Raw genomic sequence first — 21,712 nt, forward strand, 5'->3', positions numbered from 1 at the left:
GTTTATTACTTCGCCAGCGTACCCGGCAGCACCGCACACGCTACTGAGCAGGCTCCCGCACTGGTGGTGATCGTTACAGGCGATGAGTTCACGGTCGCACAACTGCCCCCGTTATACACCACTGCCCGGTACTGCTGATTGTTGGCCGCGTTCGTGAATGCCAGACTCGTACTGGTATTGGCCACGTCGGTAAACGTGGTGCCGCCATCGGTCGAGGTCTGCCACTTCACCACCGCGCCCGTATTCCCCGACAGGGTCAACGTACCGGCGTTGCTAGCGTTACACAAGGGCAACGTACCCCCGTAGGCCACCGTACCCCCCACCGACGGGTTAGGGCAACTGCTCACCACCGTAAAATTGGCCGTAGCCGGACTGCTCGCCCCCGCCGTGTTGCTGGCAGTCGCCGTGACGGTTTGCGACCCTATGGCAAAGGTCAGGCTCGTACAGGTCCAGTTACCACCCGCATCGGCCGCCGTGATGCACACCTGCCCACCCGGCGCGTTCACCGTCACCGAGGCTAAGGCTGTGGCCGTTCCCGAAACAGGGGGGTTCGTATCAGTAGTTGTTACATTTTTAGGCGTCGTAATGGCAATGATGGGCGGAATCACCGGAGCCACGACCGTAAAGCTGGCCGTAGCCGTATTGCTCACCCCCGCCGTGTTGCTGGCAATGGCCGTTACCGTTTGTGAGCCTACCGTAAAGGTGAGGCTGGGGCAACTCCAGTTGCCACTGGCATCGGCCGCTGTGATGCACACCTGATTGTTGGGCGCGTTTACCGTCACCGAAGCCAGGGCTGTGGCCGTTCCCGAAACAGGCGGGTTGGTATTGGTGGTGGTAGTAGCGGCCGGGCTGGTAATGGCTACTGTAGGTGGGGTTCCCGACCCCATGTACCCGAAGGTGGAGAACGAGGTAACGTGGTGAAATTCAACGTAAGCCACCTGAATACCGCCCACACCCAGTTCCGTTCCCGATGCATCGGGCGTGACGGCAATCGCATTGGTCAGCGTTTCCGAAGTCAGGTCAGCCAGTACCGCTGTTTTGAGGTGCGCCGGGTGTTTAAACCAGGTCCGGCGGCCTATTGGCAGGTTGGCAAATTCAGCCGGGTTGTAATACAGCCGAACTTTTATACCTCCATTCGCCGTAAAACTACCCGGTGCCAGAATATGAAACATCCGATTAGCCAACTGCACCGTTTTGCCCTCCCGGGTGACCGTATGGCTGGCAACCGTGGTCGCGTCAATGGATATATTGAGCGGATTCCACGGATTGCCGTTTGGCTCAATGGCCATGGATGCCGATGGAGACGTGGGCTGGTCTTTGTAGTAAATCCAGGTTGCGGTTGGGCAATAGTTCGGAATAGACAGGGCCGAGCCAAGCGGCAACAACAGCGGCAGTGTTGCGGCGCATACATCAGCGCCGGGAACAATGACCAGGTTGGTGGTTGCGGGGATGCTGGTTCCGTTCGCGTTAGTCGCGATGGCCGTAATGGTTGCCGGGCCGGTCAGGGTCGTTGTCCCCAAACACGACCAGGCGCCCGTTGCCGAAGCGGTTGTCTGACAAAACTGCACGGGTGGCAGCAGTGGGTCGACGTTCGGGAAATAAACAGTGACCGTACTGGCTGGTGTGGCTGTCCCCGAAACGGTGGGCGTGGTGGTGATGGTCGAGTTGGCGGTTGGGCTGACAATCGCTACCGTGGGCGGCTGCGACAGACAAACCTGATACACGATCTGGTTGGAAAACGCCACGCACCCACCCCCAATACCCGACAAACTGGTGCCGACCGTAAGCGTTGGCAACGGACTGATGGTGTTGTCGAAGCTGACGCGGTAGACGTAGTACGTACCCACGGCCACCCCCCCGACAGAGGTACTGCCCGGTGCCGATACATACTGGATCTGCCCGGCGGCGTTGGTGGCAATGAGCTGTTTGGTGAGGTTGCTGCCCGTTGCCGAACTGGGTACCGTAATGGCAATCTGACCGGCAGTATCATCACAACTGGCTGGCGTACAGGGTCCTGCACTGGTAGTGATGGTGACCGGGGCCGAGTTGGCATCCGTGCAGCCAGCGCCACTGTTGACCACCGCCCGGTACTGCTGGTTGTTCGCCGCGTTGATGAAGCTGTAATAGGTCTTGCCCGACGTACCCGCCAGATCCGTCCAGGTGGTACCGCCATCGGTGGAGGTTTGCCATTTGACCACATTGCCCGTCTGCCCGGAGAGGGTTAACGTACCTGCGTTGGTGGCGTTACACAACGGCAACGTACCCGCATAGGCCACCGTGCCGCCTACCGACGGGTTGGCGCAGGTGATGACATACACCTCGAAATTACCCGTGGTGATGACACACGTACCGTTGTTGTAGCTCAGGTAATACGTACCTACCGCCGAGGTGGTGTTGGGCAAACTCAGCGTAGCCGAGGTAGCCCCCGACACGGCCGTTCCCCCCTTATACCACTGGTAAGCGGTCTGCCCGGCCGGGCCGATCAGCGACTTGATGTCGGTGTCGCCCTGTTGCAGCACCAGGTCGTAGGCCGTTACCACCCCCGAACAACTGCTGGGGGAGGTTTGGTCATAACTTGCCCAGTAAACGCCGGGCGTACCCACCGAATACGAAGCAGATGTGGCCCCGCTAACGGCCGTTCCATTCTTGTACCACTGCAGGTTGCTCGTTGCCGAAGCCGGGGCCGTCAGGGCGAATGGCCCCGTACCGCTCGACTGCCCCAGCACCAGGCAGGGCAGGCCGAACAGCAATAGACCTATATAGAGTAATTTCCTCATACGCGTTCGTACTCGTTTAATCAACTAATCTTGTTAGATGGCATCGTTGCCTATTGCCATTAGTGGCTATAGAATTCTTATTTTCGAAGACAGGTATGTTGTAATACGCTTGGATAAGTTAATCCCGAGGACAGTCCCATGTCCCGATAATCATAGCCAATCCCGGCCTGAGCATTACGATTTTTTAACCCGATCTCCCCTGAATAAGTGATGAACCCATTTACGTCGATGTAGAAGAATGCAGTTCCATATTGAACATCTCCTTCAACAACTTTTACGGACCCATCAGTAAGGTGATAGGTATCTAATTTCCAGTCTCCTGTTCCACCATTATCTACATAATACAGTCCTTTATCGGTTGCGATTATCCAGCTTGATGCTGAAATGCCCGGGGTCGCCCACCCTCCATAACCCATGTCATAGATTTCGGTAACCCCTGGCGGTAGTTTTACTCGTTGGGGACTTGGTGTATAGGTGATACCGAAGCTTGGGGTCGTCGCCAGTGACGCTCCCGCCACCAAACTAATAAAGTGAGTACCTGTTGTGGAGCCGTAATGTCCAGAGAAATAATACTCTGTATTGGACACTTTAATAATGATGGAACTGGTGATGTCGTCTATGATAAATTCCTGTACGCGTCCCGTTATTCCAGGCAGATCCATTAAGGCGGGTATCTGATCCAGCGCCAACACATAGGATGGATGATCGCCACTCTTTAACCTCAGATCGTTTGTACTTAATAGCTGGGCGTAATTAGCTCCACTGGCATAATAACTGTACGCGTTTGTCGTGGTATTCTTTACCTCAAAAATGGCAAACGCCTGTGAATTGGAACCCGTTGCCCAAACGCGGGTATAGATCGAGCCAGCAATGGCTGGGATTTGATTCCATCCGAGTAGGAGTCTGTTTCCAAGATTACCATTCGATGTCGTAGTTGCGCTATTGCCCACATTTCCAGTCACATACGCATTACCTGCCTGTGTAACGATAAACGTAAATGCAGTAGCTATTGCAAAATCGGCTACTGCTCCCGGCGTTGTCAAAGGAGCAGCCGGAGCCGTTGTTGAATAGGGTATGTCAAACGCGCTGGTTGTTCCACCGGGTATGCCACCAAGGCCAGAACCCGCAAATCCCCACATATAAAATTCGCCCGTACTAGTCATGGCAGCCTGTGTATGCCTGCCAGAACCAACCTTGACCGCTTGTCCAACCGACAAGGGCAAGTTTGTTGGAACCGGAAATTCAGAAGTAGCTGCATAGGTGAAGCCACCTAATCCTTGAGCATTACCCCAGATGTACACCTCACCAGCAACTGAGGCCCCCATATTTAAGTAACCAAAGGCCGATACATTTGCCATTTTTGTATTAAAACACCCTTGTGTATTGGCTACGAAGGTTGTACCGGCAGTTGGTGCCGGGCAGTTGGCGCAGGCCGGAATGTTGATACTGGTCTGTGCCTGCACGCCTACGGCAAGCGTCAGCAGCAACAGGCACGTACCCAACATAGACGTACCCGACAGTCGGGTAATGGCGGTACGGGAAACGGAGAAAAAACGGGCAAGCGTCATAGTGTTACTGGTTTATAGTAGTTACTGGTCGTTGGTCGGTTGGTGCCCCGTTGCCAGGGTCATTAGGTACTGGTTGGTCAGCGTTTTATCGCGCTAACGGTATTGCATATACGTACTTCTCTCACCCTGAAAAAACGGCTGTTTTTCTGGTCGTGACTCAAACTGTATAGAACCGGTCGGGTTACCCCGTCCGGTCTAGGGGCTTTCGCCCCGCACTTGGTTCTTCTTCCTACCTTTACAGGCACAAGTCAATTTCATCGTTTACGGATATATGGATACAGCTAAAAAACTTCCCTTAGACATCGACTCCATTCTGGTTCAATTCAACCTGCCCCGTTTGCGGTCAGGCGATCTGATAGACCAGTGGACCACAGCTACTGGCACGCTCACAGAGGGGGATATGGAGCGCGTTAAAAAACTCCATAAAAAAGCCCTCCGTTCGGGCGATGGCTGGAACGAAGAAGAGCTTAAAATGAAATTTGTCAGCATCCTCTTCGATGTGGCCGATCTGGAAGCCGACGATAAAATCGCTTCTTTTTTTGAGCGTCCTATGACGGCTACGATCAATCATGTCAGGATTTCGGTTATCTGCGACTGTCTGCTTGCCTCATCTGCCGGTATTGCCACCCCCCGAACTCCGTATTTCTTTTTGCAAGAATTTAAGAAACAAAAGGGAGACAGTAATGACCCCGAAGCGCAGATGCTGGCCGCCATGTTGGTAGCTCAATACCGCAACGCCGACCACGACGGCAGTCCATCAAAACCGATTTATGGTGCCTGGTTGGTAGGTAGTATCTGGAACTTTACGCTCCTGCTGGACACCAACTACTACGTCAGCCGCAAATTCGACGCTGCCGACCTACCCGACCTCCTTCAGATCGTCTATATCCTCCGTAAACTCAAAGAACTGATCCTGGCTCGTTAGCCAGTGGTACGCGTACTGTTTATTACTTCGCTATTGTATCGGGCAGCACCGCACACGCTACTGAGCAGGCTGCCGCACTGGTGGTTATCGTTACCGGCGATGAAAAAGCGGGACTACAACTGCCCCCGCTGTGTACCATCGCCCGGTATTGCTGATTGTTGGCCGCATTGGTAAAGGCCAGACTCGTACTGGTATTGGCTATGTCGGTAAAGGTGCTGCCTCCATCCGTCGAGGTTTGCCATTTAATCACCGCGCCCGTCTGTCCCGATAGCGTCAACGTACCGGCGTTGCCGGCGTTGCACAACGGCAACGTACCGGCAAACGCCACCGTGCCGCCCACCGACGGGTTGGCGCAGGCCACGGGCGTTTGCACCACCGTGAAGCTGGCCGTAGCCGGGCTGCTTACGCCCGCCGTGTTGCTGGCCGTCGCCGTGACGGTCTGCGAACCTATGGCAAAGGTCAGGCTGCTACACGTCCAGTTGCCACTCGCATCCGCCGCCGTAAGGCACACCTGCCCGCCCGGCGCATTCACCGTCACCGAGGCCAGGGCCGTAGCCGTTCCTGAAATGGGCGGGTTCGCGCTGGTGGCGGTCGCCGCTACCGGAATGATCACGTTATTCGGCGTGTTGATGGCTACTGTTGGCGGCAGTGCCGGGGGTGGCGACGAACAAACCTTGAAAAACAACGCATTCGAGACCACGCTTCCGGTACCGCCACAGTTGGTTAACCCGCTGCCGGTCAGGTACGTATACAGGCTGCTGCCCACCGTGAGCGTAGTGGCAGTGGGCGTATGAATGGCCAGTGCCTCGTAGTCGCCGGTGGCAATCCCACCGAAACTCGGCGTGTTGCTGAGGGCGGCAATGGTGTTGATGGCCAGATCCACCAGCACGTAGGTGGTGGTCAGGCCAGCGGGCGCGGTGCTGGCGGTGAAGCTCAGGCTGGCCGGGGCCGACGTGGCATCGCAGGTGGTGGTGCAGACTTTAAGGGCCACCGTCGGCGACCAGACCACACAGCCGCTGACGGCATCGCCCACGTCGCTCACCAGCTTACCCACGGTGGCATTGACAAGCGTAGCCGACGTTTGGGCCGCAACGGCATAATAGACCCCGGCGGCTACGTTGCTGAAACTCGGTGTACTGGTGTTGACCCCCGCAATCACGCCCGAGGCCATATCCACCAGCAGGTACGTGGCCGTGGTGGTGCCGGTCAGCACGATGTTGGCCGGGGCCGAGGGGTAATCGCAGGTGGTGGGCAGGGCGGGTGGCACCGGCCCGGCAATGGGCGTACCCGGCGCAGTGCAGGCCCCCGCGCTGGTGGTGATGGTCACGGGCGTTGAATTCTCGGACGCACAGCCGCTGCCGCCGTTCACTACCGCCCGGTACTGCTGCCCGTTGGCCGCCGTAACAAAACCGTAGTACGACCGCCCCGACGTACCTGCCAGATCGCTCCAGGTGGTGCCACCATTGGTGGAGGTTTGCCAGGTCACTACCGCGCCGGTCTGTCCACTCAGCGTAACCGTACCGGTATTGGCCGTAGCGCAGAGAGGACCACCCGCAAACGCCGCCGCGCCACCCACCGAAGGCGTGGCGCAGGGTGTGAGCGTATAGACGGTATAGTCGTCGCTTTTGATGGCGCAACTGCCGCCATTGTCGAACTCAAAGCGGTAGCGACCGCCGGTGGTGGCGGCATAGTTGGCGGTGGTGGCCCCGGAAACCGCTACGTCTTCCTGATACCACTGGTAGTTGCTGCCGCCGGTGTTGTTGGTGCTGCCATTGAGCGTCACCGAGCTACCCTGCGAAATCACGATGGTATAGTCGGTACAGTCGCCCTGCCCGGCCAGTTGGTAGGTGGCCAGGTAAATACCCGACGTACCCGCCGCGTAGGTTGGGCTTGTTTGCCCGCTGATGGCCACCGGCGCCCCGCTGCTGAGGGTGTACCACTGCACACCGGACGCGCCCACGGGGGCCGTGAGCGACACCGTGCCGGTACCGCTATACTGCGCCCGCGCCACCAGACTCAGCAGCAACCAGGATAAAAGAAGTAGCAATCGTTTCATAGCAATTCGGTTTGGCACGAACTATAGATAGAGCCGTAGGCTCGACCGATATTGTAGCCCCCCAATTCATTGGGGGGTTTGGTGTAAATCGTTGGTAATTAGTTCCGTAGGAACGGACGATATAGCCTTTACATCGGCCATTCCTACGAAACTTTATCCGGCGTAACCCCAACCCCCTGAAGGGGGCTAATGCTCCGCCGAATGGTTTAGCCCCCCTTCAGGGGGTTGGGGGTAAAGCCGACTCAACCATTAGTTACTCCAGGGATCGTAGCAATTGAACCAGACGTACTGCATAATGGTGGTCGAGTTGATGAACGTACCCGTATCCGAAAAATGACCGATAAAACCATTGTTCTGCGATAAGGAAGCGGTAGCATTCAAATTAGCCTGATTTTGCCCGTTTGTTGCTGCGGCTACGGTATTCCCCGTTGTTTTGGAGCGACCAACGAATTGCTGATTTATTTGCGTTCTTTCTTCAACGGTAAATATTTTGGAAAACAGGGGCAGCCCGTCTCGCAGCGTAATATTGATGTTAGCCGTAGATAGTGGCACAATGGGAACGCCCTTCGAAGTCAACTCCGTGCGGGGCGTATTGTCGAAAATGCGATACAGGGTCCCGTCGTTGGCCAACGCCCCTATCGACTGGGCATATTGACTACCCGTGTTCCAGGGCGAAAGAATCTGAACGATGGTCAGGTTATCTACCGCCGTGACTCCGGTGGTCGAGTTAGGCCCCCCCGTCACCACGGTGGAGGAGTTAAATTGTGTCGCCGTGATAGCCTGGTCATTGGTGGTAGGCAAATAAGGGGCGCTGGAAGTAGCATCAACATATAGTGAGGGCAGGAGATTATCCGTATAGAGTTTACCGTCGTCTCCCAGAATAACAATTAGTTTGGTGCCGTACTGATTCACGGTACTCATAACCGATACGGCTTTTGCACTACCAGGCAAACTGATTTTGTAATTCTTCTGGTTAATATAGAAATACCGATAGACCTTGCCGTCTTTGCCGATAAACACCGCATTCGCCTGTGGTTGATTATATTCAACAGTACTGGATGCCCCTACCAAAAACGTCACGTCGGAATCGGTCATCTCTTTGAGACTGGTATTATTTCGCGTCAGAATGGTATTGATCACCGTAGCCGGACCTGGTGTATACGAATCGAGATCCGAGGATGGGGTTCTAAACAGTGTATTGTTCGACCCTCGGGTTCCGGGTGGGCTTTCAAAGTTATTGCCCCAGGAATATACCAGATTGTCAGCCGGATTATAGGCAAACATGGCGCCTATGAATCCATGCCAGAACGAACTGAACTTCATCGTCGGCGTGGTGAGTTTTACGGTCTGATAATGGCCCGCATTATAGGCTGTGCCACTGGCTGGCGTAGTTGTTCCAGCCAGCGTTGGCCCCATCATAGGAAGATAGTATTGGTTAGGAGGTGGCATCAACAGCACCATCCCATACAGGTCGTTGGTGCTGGTCAACAAAAAAACATAGCGTCCTGCAGCCGTAGTCCCTAAGTCAACATGGCTGAACTGTTTAAACGTAACACCTGGAAACACCTGCCGGATTGCCTGCACGGGTACCACCGCGTCCATACCTTTTGCTCCGCTGTTGCCCTTGTTAGCGATAATGGCAGGCAGGTTGTTTACGTCGTGATAATAGCCTCGAGTATCGTAGAGTGTGCTGCCATCGGCAGATAAAAACATATTATCGTAGCCAAGGCTTTGGTCGTCGTAGGCAAATCCATCCAACGTACCTACTGTGCGCTGCATCCCGAATGACATGACATTCACAAAAGCACCCGGACAGGGGGCTATTGCTCCCTTCGCCGAGGCTGCGCCCGCCAGCGTGATGCGCTGGAAGCTACAGGTGGGCGTGGTATTGAGGGTGTAGGTATACGTACCTACGGCCAGGGGCGTACCTGTGCCGGTCAGCACCACCTGCTGCGAACCCGTTGCCGTAAAGGAGCCTGAGGCCGAGAAAATGACCCCGTTGGCAATGGCCTGGAGGTTATACGTACCCAGCTTGCCCACCGTGACGGCAATGGTCTGGGTCACGGCCGAGGCCGGTGTGCCGCTGGTGAGCGTACCTGTACTGGCTACGCTACAGTTGTCGAAACTGGTGATGTCGCCCGTGCCGTGGGTCGAGAGGGGGCAGCTTTTGCACGACCGGGGCAGCACCACAGTGGTCTGCGCCAGGGCGTCGGTGGCCAGCAGGGTCAGTACCCAGCACAGCCCGGCGACCGCCACACGGACCGATTGTCGAAGGAGGTAAGTCATTGGTGGTATGCGTTAAAACTTGTTTGTACTACCTTTGGTATTCAAGTCAATCAGACTCATTATGTCCATTATCAAACTGCCGTTGCTCTTTGAAGGCTCTAAATCCGACAAAACGCTGTACGCCTTATTCGACTCTGGCGCCAACCTTTCGTGTATCAGCGATGCCTACGCATCGGAACTCACCACGTTGATTCCCTTTAAAAAATCTCGCCTCGTTTCCACAGCCGCCGAGGGTCATTACATCGAAATCAAGCACAAAATCGCCATTGACTTTTACCTCAACGATGTGCATCTGTCGGATGAGTTCCTGGTGATTCCGGGTCTTTCCGAAGAAGCCATTATTGGGGCCGCTACCATGCAGAAATGGCGCATTAAGCTTGATTTTGAGCATGATACCGTTATCGTTGACCCGAAGGTTGCTAAACTCCAACTGATTTAATTCCTTATTTACTAATCACTACCGATGTAAACGGCGTGCAATTCACTAAGGGCGTAATGGGCGTGAGCACCGGGCGTTTGGTCAGGCCCGACAGATCGGCCGTACACGCGCCTAACCCACTGAAGGTGAAGGTGGTAGCCCCCAGTGTCGAGCCGTCGTAGGCCATGGGCAGGTAGAACGTCTGCGGGCCGGTGGTGGTGGCGGTGTAGGTAGCAGGCGAGGGATCGGGCGAGAGGCCGGAGCCGCTGACCGTAAACGTACCCGTGCCGGTGGTGCTGACCGTAGCCGTCACTTTCAGCAGCACATTGGAGGCCGTACCCGCCACCAGACTCCCCACAATAGCCGTAGCCCCGCAATCGACCGAACCGGCAATGGTAGTAGGCGTTTCGACCTGCCCGATGCCGCCCAGCCCCCACGCACCGGGGTTGGCTGGCCAATAGGTACCAGAGACACCCTTGTTATACGATTGAACCCAGTAGTTATTAGCCGTCGAGAACGATGTATATATAGTACTAGGATCTAGAGGATTAATCTTCGCTCCTAACGATAGGTATTCCGGGTTCAGGCCCAGTAGCGAACCGACCCCGCCCGCCGATCCCAGCCCAGCCCATAACCGCTCGTTGGCCGGGTAGTCGGCGGTTCGGGTGATATAGATTACTCCATATCCCGCCAGATTTACATCCAGCACGTGTTTGGCAATTATTGACGGTATATAGCCATCACTCTGGGTAGGCATACCATCCGCATTGATTCCCCACTGCCAAAGCGTATGATTCTCATCGATGCTATAAAAAAGCGGGTTATAGCTGTAACCGTCCGCTTCGATCATAACCATGGGTGGCGTACCGGGCGGAAACGGCACTTTTTTAGGCGTATAGGTATTGCCCGCAGCACTAGGCGTTCCATTACCGTATTGCGGGCCAGCCGTACCAGAGCCCCAGATATACACATCGCCGGCATTGGTCAGCGCGGCAGCATTTGTTGACGTACATTTAATATCAACTATATTGGCTAAACCGGGCACCTGAGTAGGCGACTTGTTTGGATTGGTAGACACTAACACCCCCCCCGCGCCCGCTACCCATACCGTACCGTCCTGTTTAAGTACCACCGTACCGCTTGGGGTGGTCGATGCATTAGAAGTGCCAATATGAAAGGCAACAACCCGAGCAGCATTGGTAATACCCGTCATTTGCACAGCCGTGGTGGACATTAGCTTGCTGGGAAGGGATGTGTAATCCGGCACGGTTGTGCCATTACCATATACTCCTGTACTGTTATCACCCACTGTCCAGACGGTGCCATCGTTCTTCACAAAAACGCTATGATTGGCTCCCGCACTTACGAATTTGGCATTGCTGACCACTTGCACCGGCGCGTGATAATTCAGCAAACTCCCGTACGTATTAGCGGAACGGGTTTGCCCCCAGACCCAGCCCGTTCCGTCGGTTTTGATAACCCCCCCCTGCTCGGTCAGCGATATCAATTTAACACTCGAAAAGGCCGCTACCGGGTAGGGATTGGCATACGCTCCGACAGTACTCCCCGTTGACGTCTTGCCGCTTCCTAAACCAACGCCGGATTCACTGCCGGGAATTGATGTCAGGGGTTCCGTACCTGTATAATCAACTCGCCCCTGAAGGGGATACGAAGTCGGTGGGGATGGCACGGTCAGTATTGGGAAAATGGCATTGCCGGTAGGCGTTGCCCACATATAGAGTTGCCCGTTAACGATGGCAGCTCCCATATTTTGGCCGGCCACAATATTGGCGGGTCTATACCAGCTTCGGCCTCCGAAGCCATCGCCCACGAAGCCGTCCTGCGCCGTGGCGGGGTACGTAAAGACCAGTAGCAACAGCATGGCCCCAACCAGGAGCCGATAAGAGTGGCTAACGCTCGGCCACAGGCGGGCCAGCCGTGTCGAAGTGGGCAGCATGTTTACGTTATGTACAAGTTGAACCATGTCACTAGCGAGAAGTAGGTATACACATCTCACTAGCACAGTATATCTATTAGTTTGCCAAGCTGACAATCAGGTGTGTGCTTTCTCACTATGAAGGGCATTTGTTGTCAAACAACTCCCTTTCTTTGCTGAATGGCTGCTTTTATTGGCCAAATGCGTCGTTCTGTCTGATTAAGTATTATTCGGAAATTTACGCTACCCCTATTTGCCGTATTTTTAGCGGAATGAGCTTTATTTATAGCTCATCATATCTTTTTTTACTTCTTTTGCCACTACCCTGTATCTACGGTAAAAGTACTTTAGCACGATATTTGAAAATCCTTTTCTCACCGTACTCTTTACCGCCTCATGAACGAACTTACCCCCAAGGTAACCTACTCCCCGCTAATCGTTGAAGACGAGCCTATCTTCGCCGGGCAGCTACAGAACTACATCGCACAGGTCCAGTTTCTGGCCGAGCCCAGGCTCTGTGCCAGCGGCATGGAAGCGTTGCAGGTCATGGCTACCACAGCGGTCGATATTGTTTTTTTAGACCTTAGTCTGCCCGATATGAATGGGCTGGATCTACTCAAGGCATCGCCCCGGCCCAACGCCAACACACGGGCTGTCATTGTTACGTCGGCTCATCATGAACTGGCCATCGATTGCTTCGATCTGGACATTGTTGATTTTCTACCGAAACCCTACGATTTCAATCGGTTTCTGCGGGCCGTGAGCCGGGTACTACAGCGTATTCAGTCGTCGACAACGGTTGTTGACCCCAGGCCCACCCCCCCGCAAAAAGATGAAATCTTCTTTCGATCGGGCCGCCGCCTCCAGCGGTTTGCCTATACCGATATTCTGTACATGGAGGCCTATGGGTTGTACACCAAAATGTACACCAGTGAAGGTATGTTCGCGGTGAATAAACGCATCTCCGTACTCACCGATGAACTCCCGAAAGAGCGCTTTATCCGCATCCATAAATCGTACATTATCAACATCGATCACCTGAAACGGCTGGAGTCGAAACAGATCTGGGTTAAAACGGTCAAACTGCCGATTGGTGTTACCTACCATCCTATCGTACACCGGAAAATGCAGTCGCTGGGTATTAGTACGGGCGTAAACTGATCACCCTATGCGCTGGTTATCCCGCTTATGGGCGCGGCTGGTCCCCGAAGAAGGGCTTGATGCGCTCCCTACCGTTGATCGGGTCCGGTTCATTACGCTGCTCAACATTGGCTGGTTTGGCCTGTTGATGGGGCTGGTGTCTATCCTTTTCAACATAGCCTACCAACACTATGACCGGGCGTTCACCAGTGTGTTCTCCCTGTCGGCCTACCTGCTGCCCACCCTTTGGCTCACCTATCGGTATAAGCTCTACCTGGCTTCGTGGTATCTGTTGGGAGCTACGTATATCAGTACCGTTCGGGGTTTTTACGCCCGGCTGATGGCGCATGCCGACGTGCACCTGGAACTGCATTTTATGGTGATCGGGGTCTTGTCCATTATTTTACTGGATCGGAAGTCATCGTGGTTTTTGTCGACATTCATGGCTATCAGCTACCTGGCCGCCAGGCTATTAATTTTCCATTTCGTACCGCTGCCTTTCGAAGTTGGTCAGTTGCTGAATGGGGCACTGCTGTTTATCACGATCATCTACGCCGGACATATTGCCCGACAGGCAGCGTTGCATATACAGCAATTGACTATTGATCAAAACGAGGAGCTTTCGGCCCTGAACAGCACAAAAAACAAGTTGTTTGCCATCGTTGGGCATGACCTGCGCAGTCCCCTGGCCGCGCTGAAGGTACAGCTCTCGGCCCTGGCCCATGAACAGACAACGGCAGCCGGGCCTGATGAACGCTACACCCGTATGTTGCAACTGGCCGATGATGTCTACAACACCACCGATAACCTCCTGAGCTGGTCGACCTTACAGCGGGGTACGCTTCGTAGCTGGCCCACCTCCTTCGATCTGCCGGTCGCTATCGAGGCCGCGCATCAGCTCTTCGGCAGCGCCATCCAGCAAAAGCAACTGACGGTGAACAGCCGCTATGAACCAGCCCCGGTTACGGCCGATGAACAGCAGCTTCACATTGTGGCCCGCAACCTGCTGCACAATGCCATTAAGTTTACCCCGCCGGGAGGCCGCATCCGGCTCAGCACGGGTCAGCAAAATGGCCGTGCCGTGCTGACGATTCAGGACTCAGGCATCGGGATGTCGCCCGAAAAGCTGGCATCCTCCTCAGCCCTGGCATCTGAACGGGGTACGCTGGGCGAAAGCGGTACCGGTCTGGGCCTGGACATCTGCCGCGAGTTTGTCCGGCTCAATAAAGGCGAGTTGCTCATCGACAGCGCCCCCGGCAACGGCACCACGGTGACGGTGAGGTTTTAGGGCGGGGGGGTTTTGCGGCCTGTAGTGTAGCCCCAGCGGGGCGTAATGTCCCGATTTTCTACCGACGTTACGCCCCGCTGGGGCTACACTACAGGCCGCAAACTCCCCCGCCCCATGCCCTTCGCTCATTCACAAAATATACTGGCTCAGGTCGCGGTTCTTCACCAGGCCACTTAATCGCTCCTGCACCAGTTCTTTCGTTACGTCAACGGTTGAGCCAGCCGGGATGCTGTCGGGAATATCGAACATGAACTCGTTGAGCAACTGGCTCAGCACGGTTTGCAGCCGCCGGGCACCGATGTTCTCGACCTCGGCATTGACCTCGAACGCAATACGCGCCATTTCGCGCAACGACTCGTCGGTGAAGAAGAGCGTGACCCCTTCGGCCGCCAGCATGGCTTCATACTGCTTGGTCAGGGCGTTTCTGGGTTCGCGCAGGATCTGATAGAAATCGTCTTCCGACAGGCTTTGCAGCTCGACCCGAATCGGAAAGCGGCCCTGCAACTCAGGAATCAGGTCCGACGGTTTGGCCACGTGGAAAGCTCCCGCTGCTACAAACAGGATATGGTCGGTCTGCACCACACCGTATTTGGTGTTCACCGACGAGCCTTCCACGATGGGCAGCAAATCGCGTTGCACCCCCTCACGGCTCACATCCGGCCCGCCCGAACCACCCGACCGGCTGGCGGCGATCTTGTCGATCTCGTCGATGAAGATGATGCCGGTATTCTGCGCCTTACGAATCGCCTCTTCCTTCACTTCATCCATGTCGATGAGCTTGGCCGCCTCTTCGTCGAGCATGATCTTGCGGGCTTCAGCGATGGTCACTTTGCGCTTTTTGCCTTTTTTGGGCATCATGCCGCCAATCATTTCCTGAATGTTCATCATCGACAGTTCATCGATCGAGCCGCCCATCACCCCAATATTGGGCGCGGCATTCTGCTGCACATCAATGTCGATCTTGCGGTCGTCGAGTTCACCCGACTGAATTTTCCGGCGAAACCGCTCGCGGGTACGTTCGTTCAGTTCCGAATCGGAATCGCCCTGATGTGGGTCGGGCATCCCGTCGCCGTTCTGGCCGCTCTTATCGCTGGAAAATCCGAGCTGGTTTCCACCGGTGGCGCTTTTTACGGGTGGGATCAGGATATCGAGAATGATATCTTCCACGATCTGCTGGGCACGAAGCTGCACGGCCTCTTTTTTGGCGGTCCGTACCATGTTCACCGCCTGCTCGACCAGGTCGCGGACCATGCTCTCTACGTCGCGGCCAACGTACCCAACCTCCGTGAACTTCGAGGCTTCGACCTTCACGAAGGGCGCATCGGCCAGTTTCGCCAGCCGACGGGCAATCTCGGTTTTCCCCACGCCCGTAGCCCCGATCATCAGAATATTGTTCGGCGTAATCTCGCGCTGCATGTCGGCCGGGGCGTTCATTCGCCGCCAGCGGTTACGGAGAGCAATGGCCACATTCCGTTTGGCCTCATGCTGGCCGATAATGTATTGATCTAGTTCGGCAACGATCTGCCGGGGTGTAAGGTCACGAATGAGTTCTGACATGGATAACTAATAAGACAGGAGCTGACCTCCGATTATCACGCTTGATCAAATAACACAGGAACCGGTAAATGGTGCAAAAAAACATTCATTGCCCTCTAGCCAGTTGTGGTTTATTGGCTATTCGGCAGGCCAGTCGATGCCCGACGAGCCATGGTCATTGTTTACTCTAAACGCCATCCCCTATGTGTTTCCATACGTCCTTAGTGGCCGATGCCCCTGCGCTTGAAGCACGCTTCAAGGCCACCATGCCCAGCTCCATAGCGGTGGCGCCAGCCTATCACATCAACGCCTATAGCTTTCCGCCCTACCCTGTACTGACCCACCAGCAACCCGACCAGTTTCAGGCCATTCGTTGGGGGCTCATTCCCCACTGGGTGAAAACCAAAGCAGAAGCTGACAAATTACGGGCCCAAACCATCAATGCCCGGTCGGAGACGATCTACGAAAAGCCCTCGTTTCGGCAGGCGGCGAAACAGGCAAAACGCTGCCTTATTCCCGTCACGGGCTTCTTTGAGTGGTACACGCAAGGTAAACAGAAGTACCCGTTCTACCTCACCACCGACCAACCCATCACCAGCATTGCCGGCCTTTGGGACGAATGGGCCGACCCCGACACCGGCGAAGTGCTCACCACCTTCTCGCTGTTGACCACCGATGCCAATTCGCTGCTGGCGGCAGTGCATAACGAGAAAAAACGGATGCCCTGCGTGCTTACCCCCGACGCCGAACGTACCTGGCTGCACGATGAGCTGACCGAACGCGACGCCCTGCACTTGCTGGCAACAACGTATCCGGCGAAACAAATGCACAGCCAGTCGATCAGCAAACGCATTACGTCGCGAACAGAACCCAGCAACGTACCTGAGGTACTGGCGCCGTTCACGTACCCCGAGCTGAGTAATGCAAGCGGATTAGTGGCGTAAAATGACCGCCTATCCAACTAATGGGCCACTCCGTAAGGAACAGCGTCAATGTGTCGACCACGCTGTTCGTCGGCACAAACCCGGTTTACCTTTGCAGTTTGTGGCATTTCCGCGCAACCCATCAGCCGGTTTGTCCTCTATTTAGTTAAGTGATTAATAGCCTGTTGTCCTACTCGACGATACAACCAATTTTTATGAAAAAGCGAATACTTTCTGCCTTGCTCAGCGTTTGTTTACTCACCTTTCAGCTACAAAACGCTCAGTCGCAGACTCCTTCTCTACCAGGCAGCAGTTCACAGCCCGCGTCGACCACGCCAGCTAGTGGCACCACTGCCCCCGTAGACTCCAGCCCCTCGGTGCTTGGTCTGCCATCAGCGGGCTCTCCGGTGAAAGGGCTCCCCGGCGTAGATACTACCATCACCGACACCACCCGTCGGCAGGCTACCTCAGCGGCTCCGGCCAGCGTGAGTCTCGCTAGCCCCGCCAGCACCACCGGCGCACCGGCAGCCGTTGGTACAACAACAGATGGCACATCGACAACCGCACTGCCACAAACCACACCTGCTGCGCCAGCCAGCCCGGGTTTTGGTAATGGCCAGCCCCGGCAGGCTCCCCCTGCTCAGGGCGTAGCGGGTGCCGAAGACATTCCGCGTGGCAATGGTAAGGTGTCCGGTATTGTTATCGACTCACTCACCAAACAGCCTGTTGAATTTGCCTCCGTGGCGCTGGTCAACACGGCCACCAATCGCCCGGTCGACGGGGCCGTCTGCGACGCCCAGGGCCGATTTAGCATGAACCGGGTCGTATCAGGTACGTTCCGGCTGCTGGTTTCTTTCGTGGGGTATCGCAATCAGATTGTCCCCCGCGTGGTGGTCGAAGCCCGGGGAGCCGATGTGAATCTGGGCACCATCTCGCTGGCTCCTGAAGTACGCAATCTGAAAGAGGTAGTGGTAACGGGGCAGGCTGCCATTGTGGAAGAAAAAGTGGATCGCCTGGTTTATAACGCCGAGCGGGACCTGACCTCGAAAGGCGGCGACGCTACCGACATCATGCGGAAAGTACCCTTGCTGACCGTCGATCTGGATGGCAACGTGAGCCTGCGTGGCAGCAGCAACGTGCGCGTACTGATCAACAACAAGCCCAGCACGATCGTAGCCAGCAGTGTGGCCGATGCCTTGAAGCAGATTCCTGCCGACATGATCAAGAGTGTGGAAGTGATCACCAGCCCATCGGCCAAGTATGATGCTGAAGGGTCGGCTGGTATCATCAACATCATCACCAAGAAGAATAACCTACAGGGCTTCACGCTGAATCTGGATTCGGGCGTGGGTAACCGGGGTGCCAACCTCGGTTTGCAGGGCAACCTGCGCACGGGCAAGATGGGCTTCTCGCTGAACGGTTTCGGCCGGTCGCAGTATAATATCAGGGGGAGTTTCGAGAACCGCCAAACGGCTGGTACGGTATTGACTACCCAAACCGCCGATACCCGCAACCAGGGGCTGTTTGGTCAGTACCAGTTGGGTTGGGATTACGACATCAACAAGACAACGGCGCTGACGGCCAGCGTTCGCTACGGGGCCCGGAACCAGATGAACTTCCAGAATAACCTGACCACGACAACGTACCTGCCTAGCGGCACCACCGTTGGCGTACGCGATGTCGACGTGAAAGATCTTTCGGGAACGGTAGACGTGAACCTCGATTTCACGAAGACGTATAAACCGCAGCAGGAATTGAGCATTCTGACCCTGTTCAGCCAGAACAACCGGACAAACAACTTCACCGCCAATATTTTTGATAGCCAGTTGGCGCAGAGCATCCTGAGCCGCGAACGAAACGACAACACCAGCCGCAACCAGGAATCGACGATCCAGCTCGATTACCAGACGCCAATCAAAGCCAACCAGTTGCTGGAGGTAGGTGGTAAAGGCATTCTGCGCCAGGTAACCAGCGACTACGCCTATCTGATAGCGGCGGGGGAAACCGGCGGATTTACCAACAACCCGAATCGCCAGCCCAACGGCCTCGACTACAATCAGAACGTAACGGCGGGGTACCTCTCCTACACCTATAGCTCGAAAAGTAAAATGACCATTAAGGCAGGTGCCCGCTACGAATACACGTTTATCAACGCCAGCTTCCGCTCAGCCACCGGCGACGCCCTGACCTCGCAGGTAGCTGATATTCCGAACTACGGTAACCTGGTGCCCAGCGTCAATATTTCGAAAAGTCTGAAAGGAGGCCAAACGGTAAAGCTGGCGTATAACCGCCGGTTGCAACGTCCGGGTATCCAGTTCCTGAACCCGAACGAAAATGCGGCCAACCCCCTGAACATCACCCGGGGTAACCCGCTGCTGAGCCCAGAGCTAACCGATAATTTCGAGTTCAGCACCAGCACCACCATCAAGCAGGTGTACATCAACACGTCGCTGTTTGCCCGCTTCACCAACAACTCGATCGAAAGTGTTCGTGATACCGTGCGCCGCGCCTTTGGCGATGTCACCAACCCTGTTTATCAGAACGTGCTGCTATCGAGCTACGCCAACATTGGCCAGCAGAACTCCTACGGTATCAACATCTTCGGTAACGCAACGCTATTCTCGAAACTACAGCTCGGTGGCGGTGGCGACGTCTACTATTCAACCCTATCGAACAATAGCCCCAATCCGGCCTTGCAGGCTCGCAACTCAGGCTTTGTGGTGTCGGGCCGTATTTTCGCCAGCCTTCAGTTGAAAAAGAACTGGGGTGTTCAGGCGAATATGTTTGCGCGGGGTCGGCAGGTGCAATTGCAGGGTTACCAGGGCGGGTTCATGTTCTACAGCTTTGGCGTAAAACATGACTTCGATGAAAAGCGCGGCAGCTTCGGTATTGCCGGTGAAAACATTTTCAACCACCCGTTCACCCAACGGTCGGAGTCCAGTTCAGCCGTGTTCTCGCAGTATAGCCTCCAGAATCTGTTCAACGCAGGTATCCGGGCCAACTTCAGCTATCGCTTCGGCAAACTCAGCTTCGACGGGGGCAACCGGCGCAAACGGTCGGTTAACAACGACGACGTGAAAGACGGGGGCGGTGACAACGGTGGTCAGCAACAACCGGCAGCCACACCAGCCACAACGACGCCAGCCGGTGGCGGTGGTCGCAGGCCAAGGTAAGCACCACGCGCGTACCGTATAAATCACCAACGGGCTTTGCTCACGGACACAGGTTGTCGGTAAGCAAAGCCCGTTTCTTTTTATAGCAGCCGTCTTATGAATATTTGCCGTTTTCCTGGTGTCTATTGGTCATAATTCTGCATTTGCCGGCTTTGGTCGCTATCTTGTTTGCCAGATCACAGAATTGACCTCACTCGTATGAAACAACGTCAGTCGCTCAATGGCATGAAGCAATCTCAGAGTACCGCTTCGGCCAGTTTCTCATTCAATGAATACCAGACCGAAAATTTCTTTGATGAAATGTTTGGTAACAATGGGAAGGTTCGTCATGGGTACGTTCCCTTTCGGAAACGCGTGGAGCAACTGTCCAGCCACGACATGGTCAGCCGGCAGCAGGCGGCTGAAAGGGCCCTGATGAGCATGGGGATTACGTTCAACGTCTATTCGGAAGGCGAAGGCACCGAACGCATCATGCCCATCGACATCATTCCGCGCATCATCGAAGCCGCCGAATGGGATCAGATGGAGAAAGGGCTGATCCAACGCATCAAGGCGCTCAACCTGTTCATTCACGATATCTATAATGAACAACGGGTGCTGAAAGATGGCGTGGTGCCGAGGGAGTTAATTGAATCGAGTAAATGTTTTCTGGAGCCTTGCCTGGGGGTGCGGCCGCCCAAAGATATCTGGTGCCACATAACCGGTACTGACCTGATCCGGGGCGACGATGGTGAGTTTATGGTATTGGAAGATAACCTGCGCTGCCCGTCGGGCGTATCGTATATGCTCGAAAACCGGGAACTGACCAAACAAACGTTTCCCGAAGTGCTGGCAAACACCGGCGTACGACCTGTTTCTGATTACCCGACGCGGCTCTTGCAGATGTTGCAGCACATTGCCGACCGGCCCAACCCAACGGTGGTGGTACTGACGCCCGGCGTATACAATTCAGCCTATTTCGAGCATTCGTATCTGGCGCAGCAAATGGGTGTCGAGCTGGTCGATGCGCGGGACCTGGTGGTATCGGGTGGGTACGTCAAGATGCGCACGACCAAAGGTTTCCAGATCGTCGACGTCATTTACCGCCGCATCGACGATACGTTCCTTGACCCGAATACCTTTAATCCCGACTCGCTGATTGGTGTTCCGGGTATTTTCGACGTGTTCAAAAAAGGGCGTGTGGCGCTGGCCAATGCACCTGGTACCGGCGTGGCCGACGACAAGGTGGTGTACGCCTACATACCCAGAATTATCGAGTATTACCTGGGCGAGAAACCGCTGATCCAGAACGTGCGCACATACATCTGCGGCGAAGAGGAAGACCGCGACTATGTGCTCGACAACATTGCCGATCTGGTGGTGAAAGAGGCCAATGAAGCAGGTGGCTATGGAATGCTGATCGGCCCTAAAGCCACGAAAAAAGACCACGACCTGTTCCGCAGGAAGATCAAGGAGAACCCGCGCAACTACATTGCCCAGCCAACGATCTCCCTGTCGCGCGTGCCGTGCCTCATCGACGGTCAGGCTGAAGGACGCCACGTTGACTTGCGGCCATACATCCTCTACGGCGATCAGATCAACGTTATTCCCGGCGGGCTAACCCGCGTGGCGCTTCGCAAAGGCTCACTGGTGGTGAACTCATCGCAGGGCGGCGGCGGTAAAGATACCTGGGTGCTTTATTGAGTC

General features: G+C 55.3%; 13 protein-coding genes. 7 read left to right on the plus strand and 6 right to left on the minus strand.

The genetic code is table 11. From position 1 onward, the window contains the following. Positions 1-5 precede the first annotated feature (5 nt). Together ACAW75_RS16475 and ACAW75_RS16480 are read right to left on the minus strand one after the other, a co-directional pair. Positions 6-2,777 carry a DUF8696 domain-containing protein gene (locus tag ACAW75_RS16475; RefSeq protein ID WP_370729838.1) on the minus strand — a complete coding sequence of 924 codons (2,772 nt, stop codon included), beginning with the start codon at positions 2,775-2,777 and terminating at the stop codon, positions 6-8. 77 nt (positions 2,778-2,854) lie between these two features. Then, the gene (locus ACAW75_RS16480) at positions 2,855-4,345 is read right to left on the minus strand and encodes a hypothetical protein (RefSeq protein ID WP_370729839.1); all 1,491 of its coding nucleotides are present in this window, start codon (positions 4,343-4,345) and stop codon (positions 2,855-2,857) included. Between the two features lie 271 nt (positions 4,346-4,616). On the opposite strand from ACAW75_RS16480, the gene ACAW75_RS16485 reads away from it, so the two are divergent. Further along, positions 4,617-5,270 carry a hypothetical protein gene (locus ACAW75_RS16485; RefSeq protein WP_370729840.1) on the plus strand — a complete coding sequence of 218 codons (654 nt, stop codon included), beginning with the start codon at positions 4,617-4,619 and terminating at the stop codon, positions 5,268-5,270. A 22-nt stretch (positions 5,271-5,292) separates the two neighbouring features. On the opposite strand, the gene ACAW75_RS16490 is transcribed toward ACAW75_RS16485, so the two are convergent. Both ACAW75_RS16490 and ACAW75_RS16495 read right to left on the minus strand, forming a co-directional pair. Then, positions 5,293-7,326, minus strand: coding sequence for a DUF8696 domain-containing protein (locus ACAW75_RS16490; RefSeq protein ID WP_370729841.1), 2,034 nt, complete (start codon positions 7,324-7,326; stop codon positions 5,293-5,295). A gap of 249 nt (positions 7,327-7,575) precedes the next feature. Next, positions 7,576-9,612 (minus strand): hypothetical protein, encoded by a 2,037-nt coding sequence (locus ACAW75_RS16495; protein ID WP_370729842.1) that lies wholly within the window; start codon positions 9,610-9,612, stop codon positions 7,576-7,578. A gap of 61 nt (positions 9,613-9,673) precedes the next feature. On the opposite strand from ACAW75_RS16495, the gene ACAW75_RS16500 reads away from it, so the two are divergent. Further along, on the plus strand, positions 9,674-10,051 hold the full coding sequence (locus tag ACAW75_RS16500; protein WP_370729843.1) for a retropepsin-like aspartic protease: 378 nt from the start codon (positions 9,674-9,676) through the stop codon (positions 10,049-10,051). Between the two features lie 4 nt (positions 10,052-10,055). Here ACAW75_RS16500 and ACAW75_RS16505 read toward each other — a convergent pair whose 3' ends face one another. Continuing rightward, positions 10,056-12,014, minus strand: coding sequence for an RCC1 domain-containing protein (locus tag ACAW75_RS16505; RefSeq protein ID WP_370729844.1), 1,959 nt, complete (start codon positions 12,012-12,014; stop codon positions 10,056-10,058). Between the two features lie 348 nt (positions 12,015-12,362). On the opposite strand from ACAW75_RS16505, the gene ACAW75_RS16510 reads away from it, so the two are divergent. Beyond that, complete coding sequence (locus ACAW75_RS16510; protein WP_370729845.1) at positions 12,363-13,127, plus strand: LytR/AlgR family response regulator transcription factor; 765 nt, start codon at positions 12,363-12,365, stop codon at positions 13,125-13,127. A gap of 7 nt (positions 13,128-13,134) precedes the next feature. Next, positions 13,135-14,394, plus strand: coding sequence for a sensor histidine kinase (locus ACAW75_RS16515; RefSeq protein ID WP_370729846.1), 1,260 nt, complete (start codon positions 13,135-13,137; stop codon positions 14,392-14,394). 129 nt (positions 14,395-14,523) lie between these two features. Here the strand turns inward: ACAW75_RS16515 and hslU are convergent, their stop codons facing one another. Then, positions 14,524-15,951, minus strand: coding sequence for an ATP-dependent protease ATPase subunit HslU (gene hslU, locus ACAW75_RS16520; RefSeq protein ID WP_370729847.1), 1,428 nt, complete (start codon positions 15,949-15,951; stop codon positions 14,524-14,526). Positions 15,952-16,133: 182 nt separating this feature from the next. Between hslU and ACAW75_RS16525 the strand changes: the two genes are divergently transcribed. The 3 genes from ACAW75_RS16525 to ACAW75_RS16535 all read left to right on the plus strand — a co-directional run bounded on the left by ACAW75_RS16525 (position 16,134) and on the right by ACAW75_RS16535 (position 21,709). Next, positions 16,134-16,874 (plus strand): SOS response-associated peptidase, encoded by a 741-nt coding sequence (locus ACAW75_RS16525; protein ID WP_370729848.1) that lies wholly within the window; start codon positions 16,134-16,136, stop codon positions 16,872-16,874. Between the two features lie 194 nt (positions 16,875-17,068). Next, a complete protein-coding gene (locus tag ACAW75_RS16530; protein WP_370729849.1) occupies positions 17,069-20,026 on the plus strand; it encodes a TonB-dependent receptor in 2,958 nt (985 codons plus the stop codon). A gap of 198 nt (positions 20,027-20,224) precedes the next feature. Next, complete coding sequence (locus ACAW75_RS16535) at positions 20,225-21,709, plus strand: circularly permuted type 2 ATP-grasp protein (protein ID WP_370729850.1); 1,485 nt, start codon at positions 20,225-20,227, stop codon at positions 21,707-21,709. Positions 21,710-21,712 lie beyond the last annotated feature (3 nt).

Source organism: Fibrella arboris (assembly GCF_041321095.1).
Taxonomy (GTDB): domain Bacteria; phylum Bacteroidota; class Bacteroidia; order Cytophagales; family Spirosomataceae; genus Fibrella; species Fibrella arboris.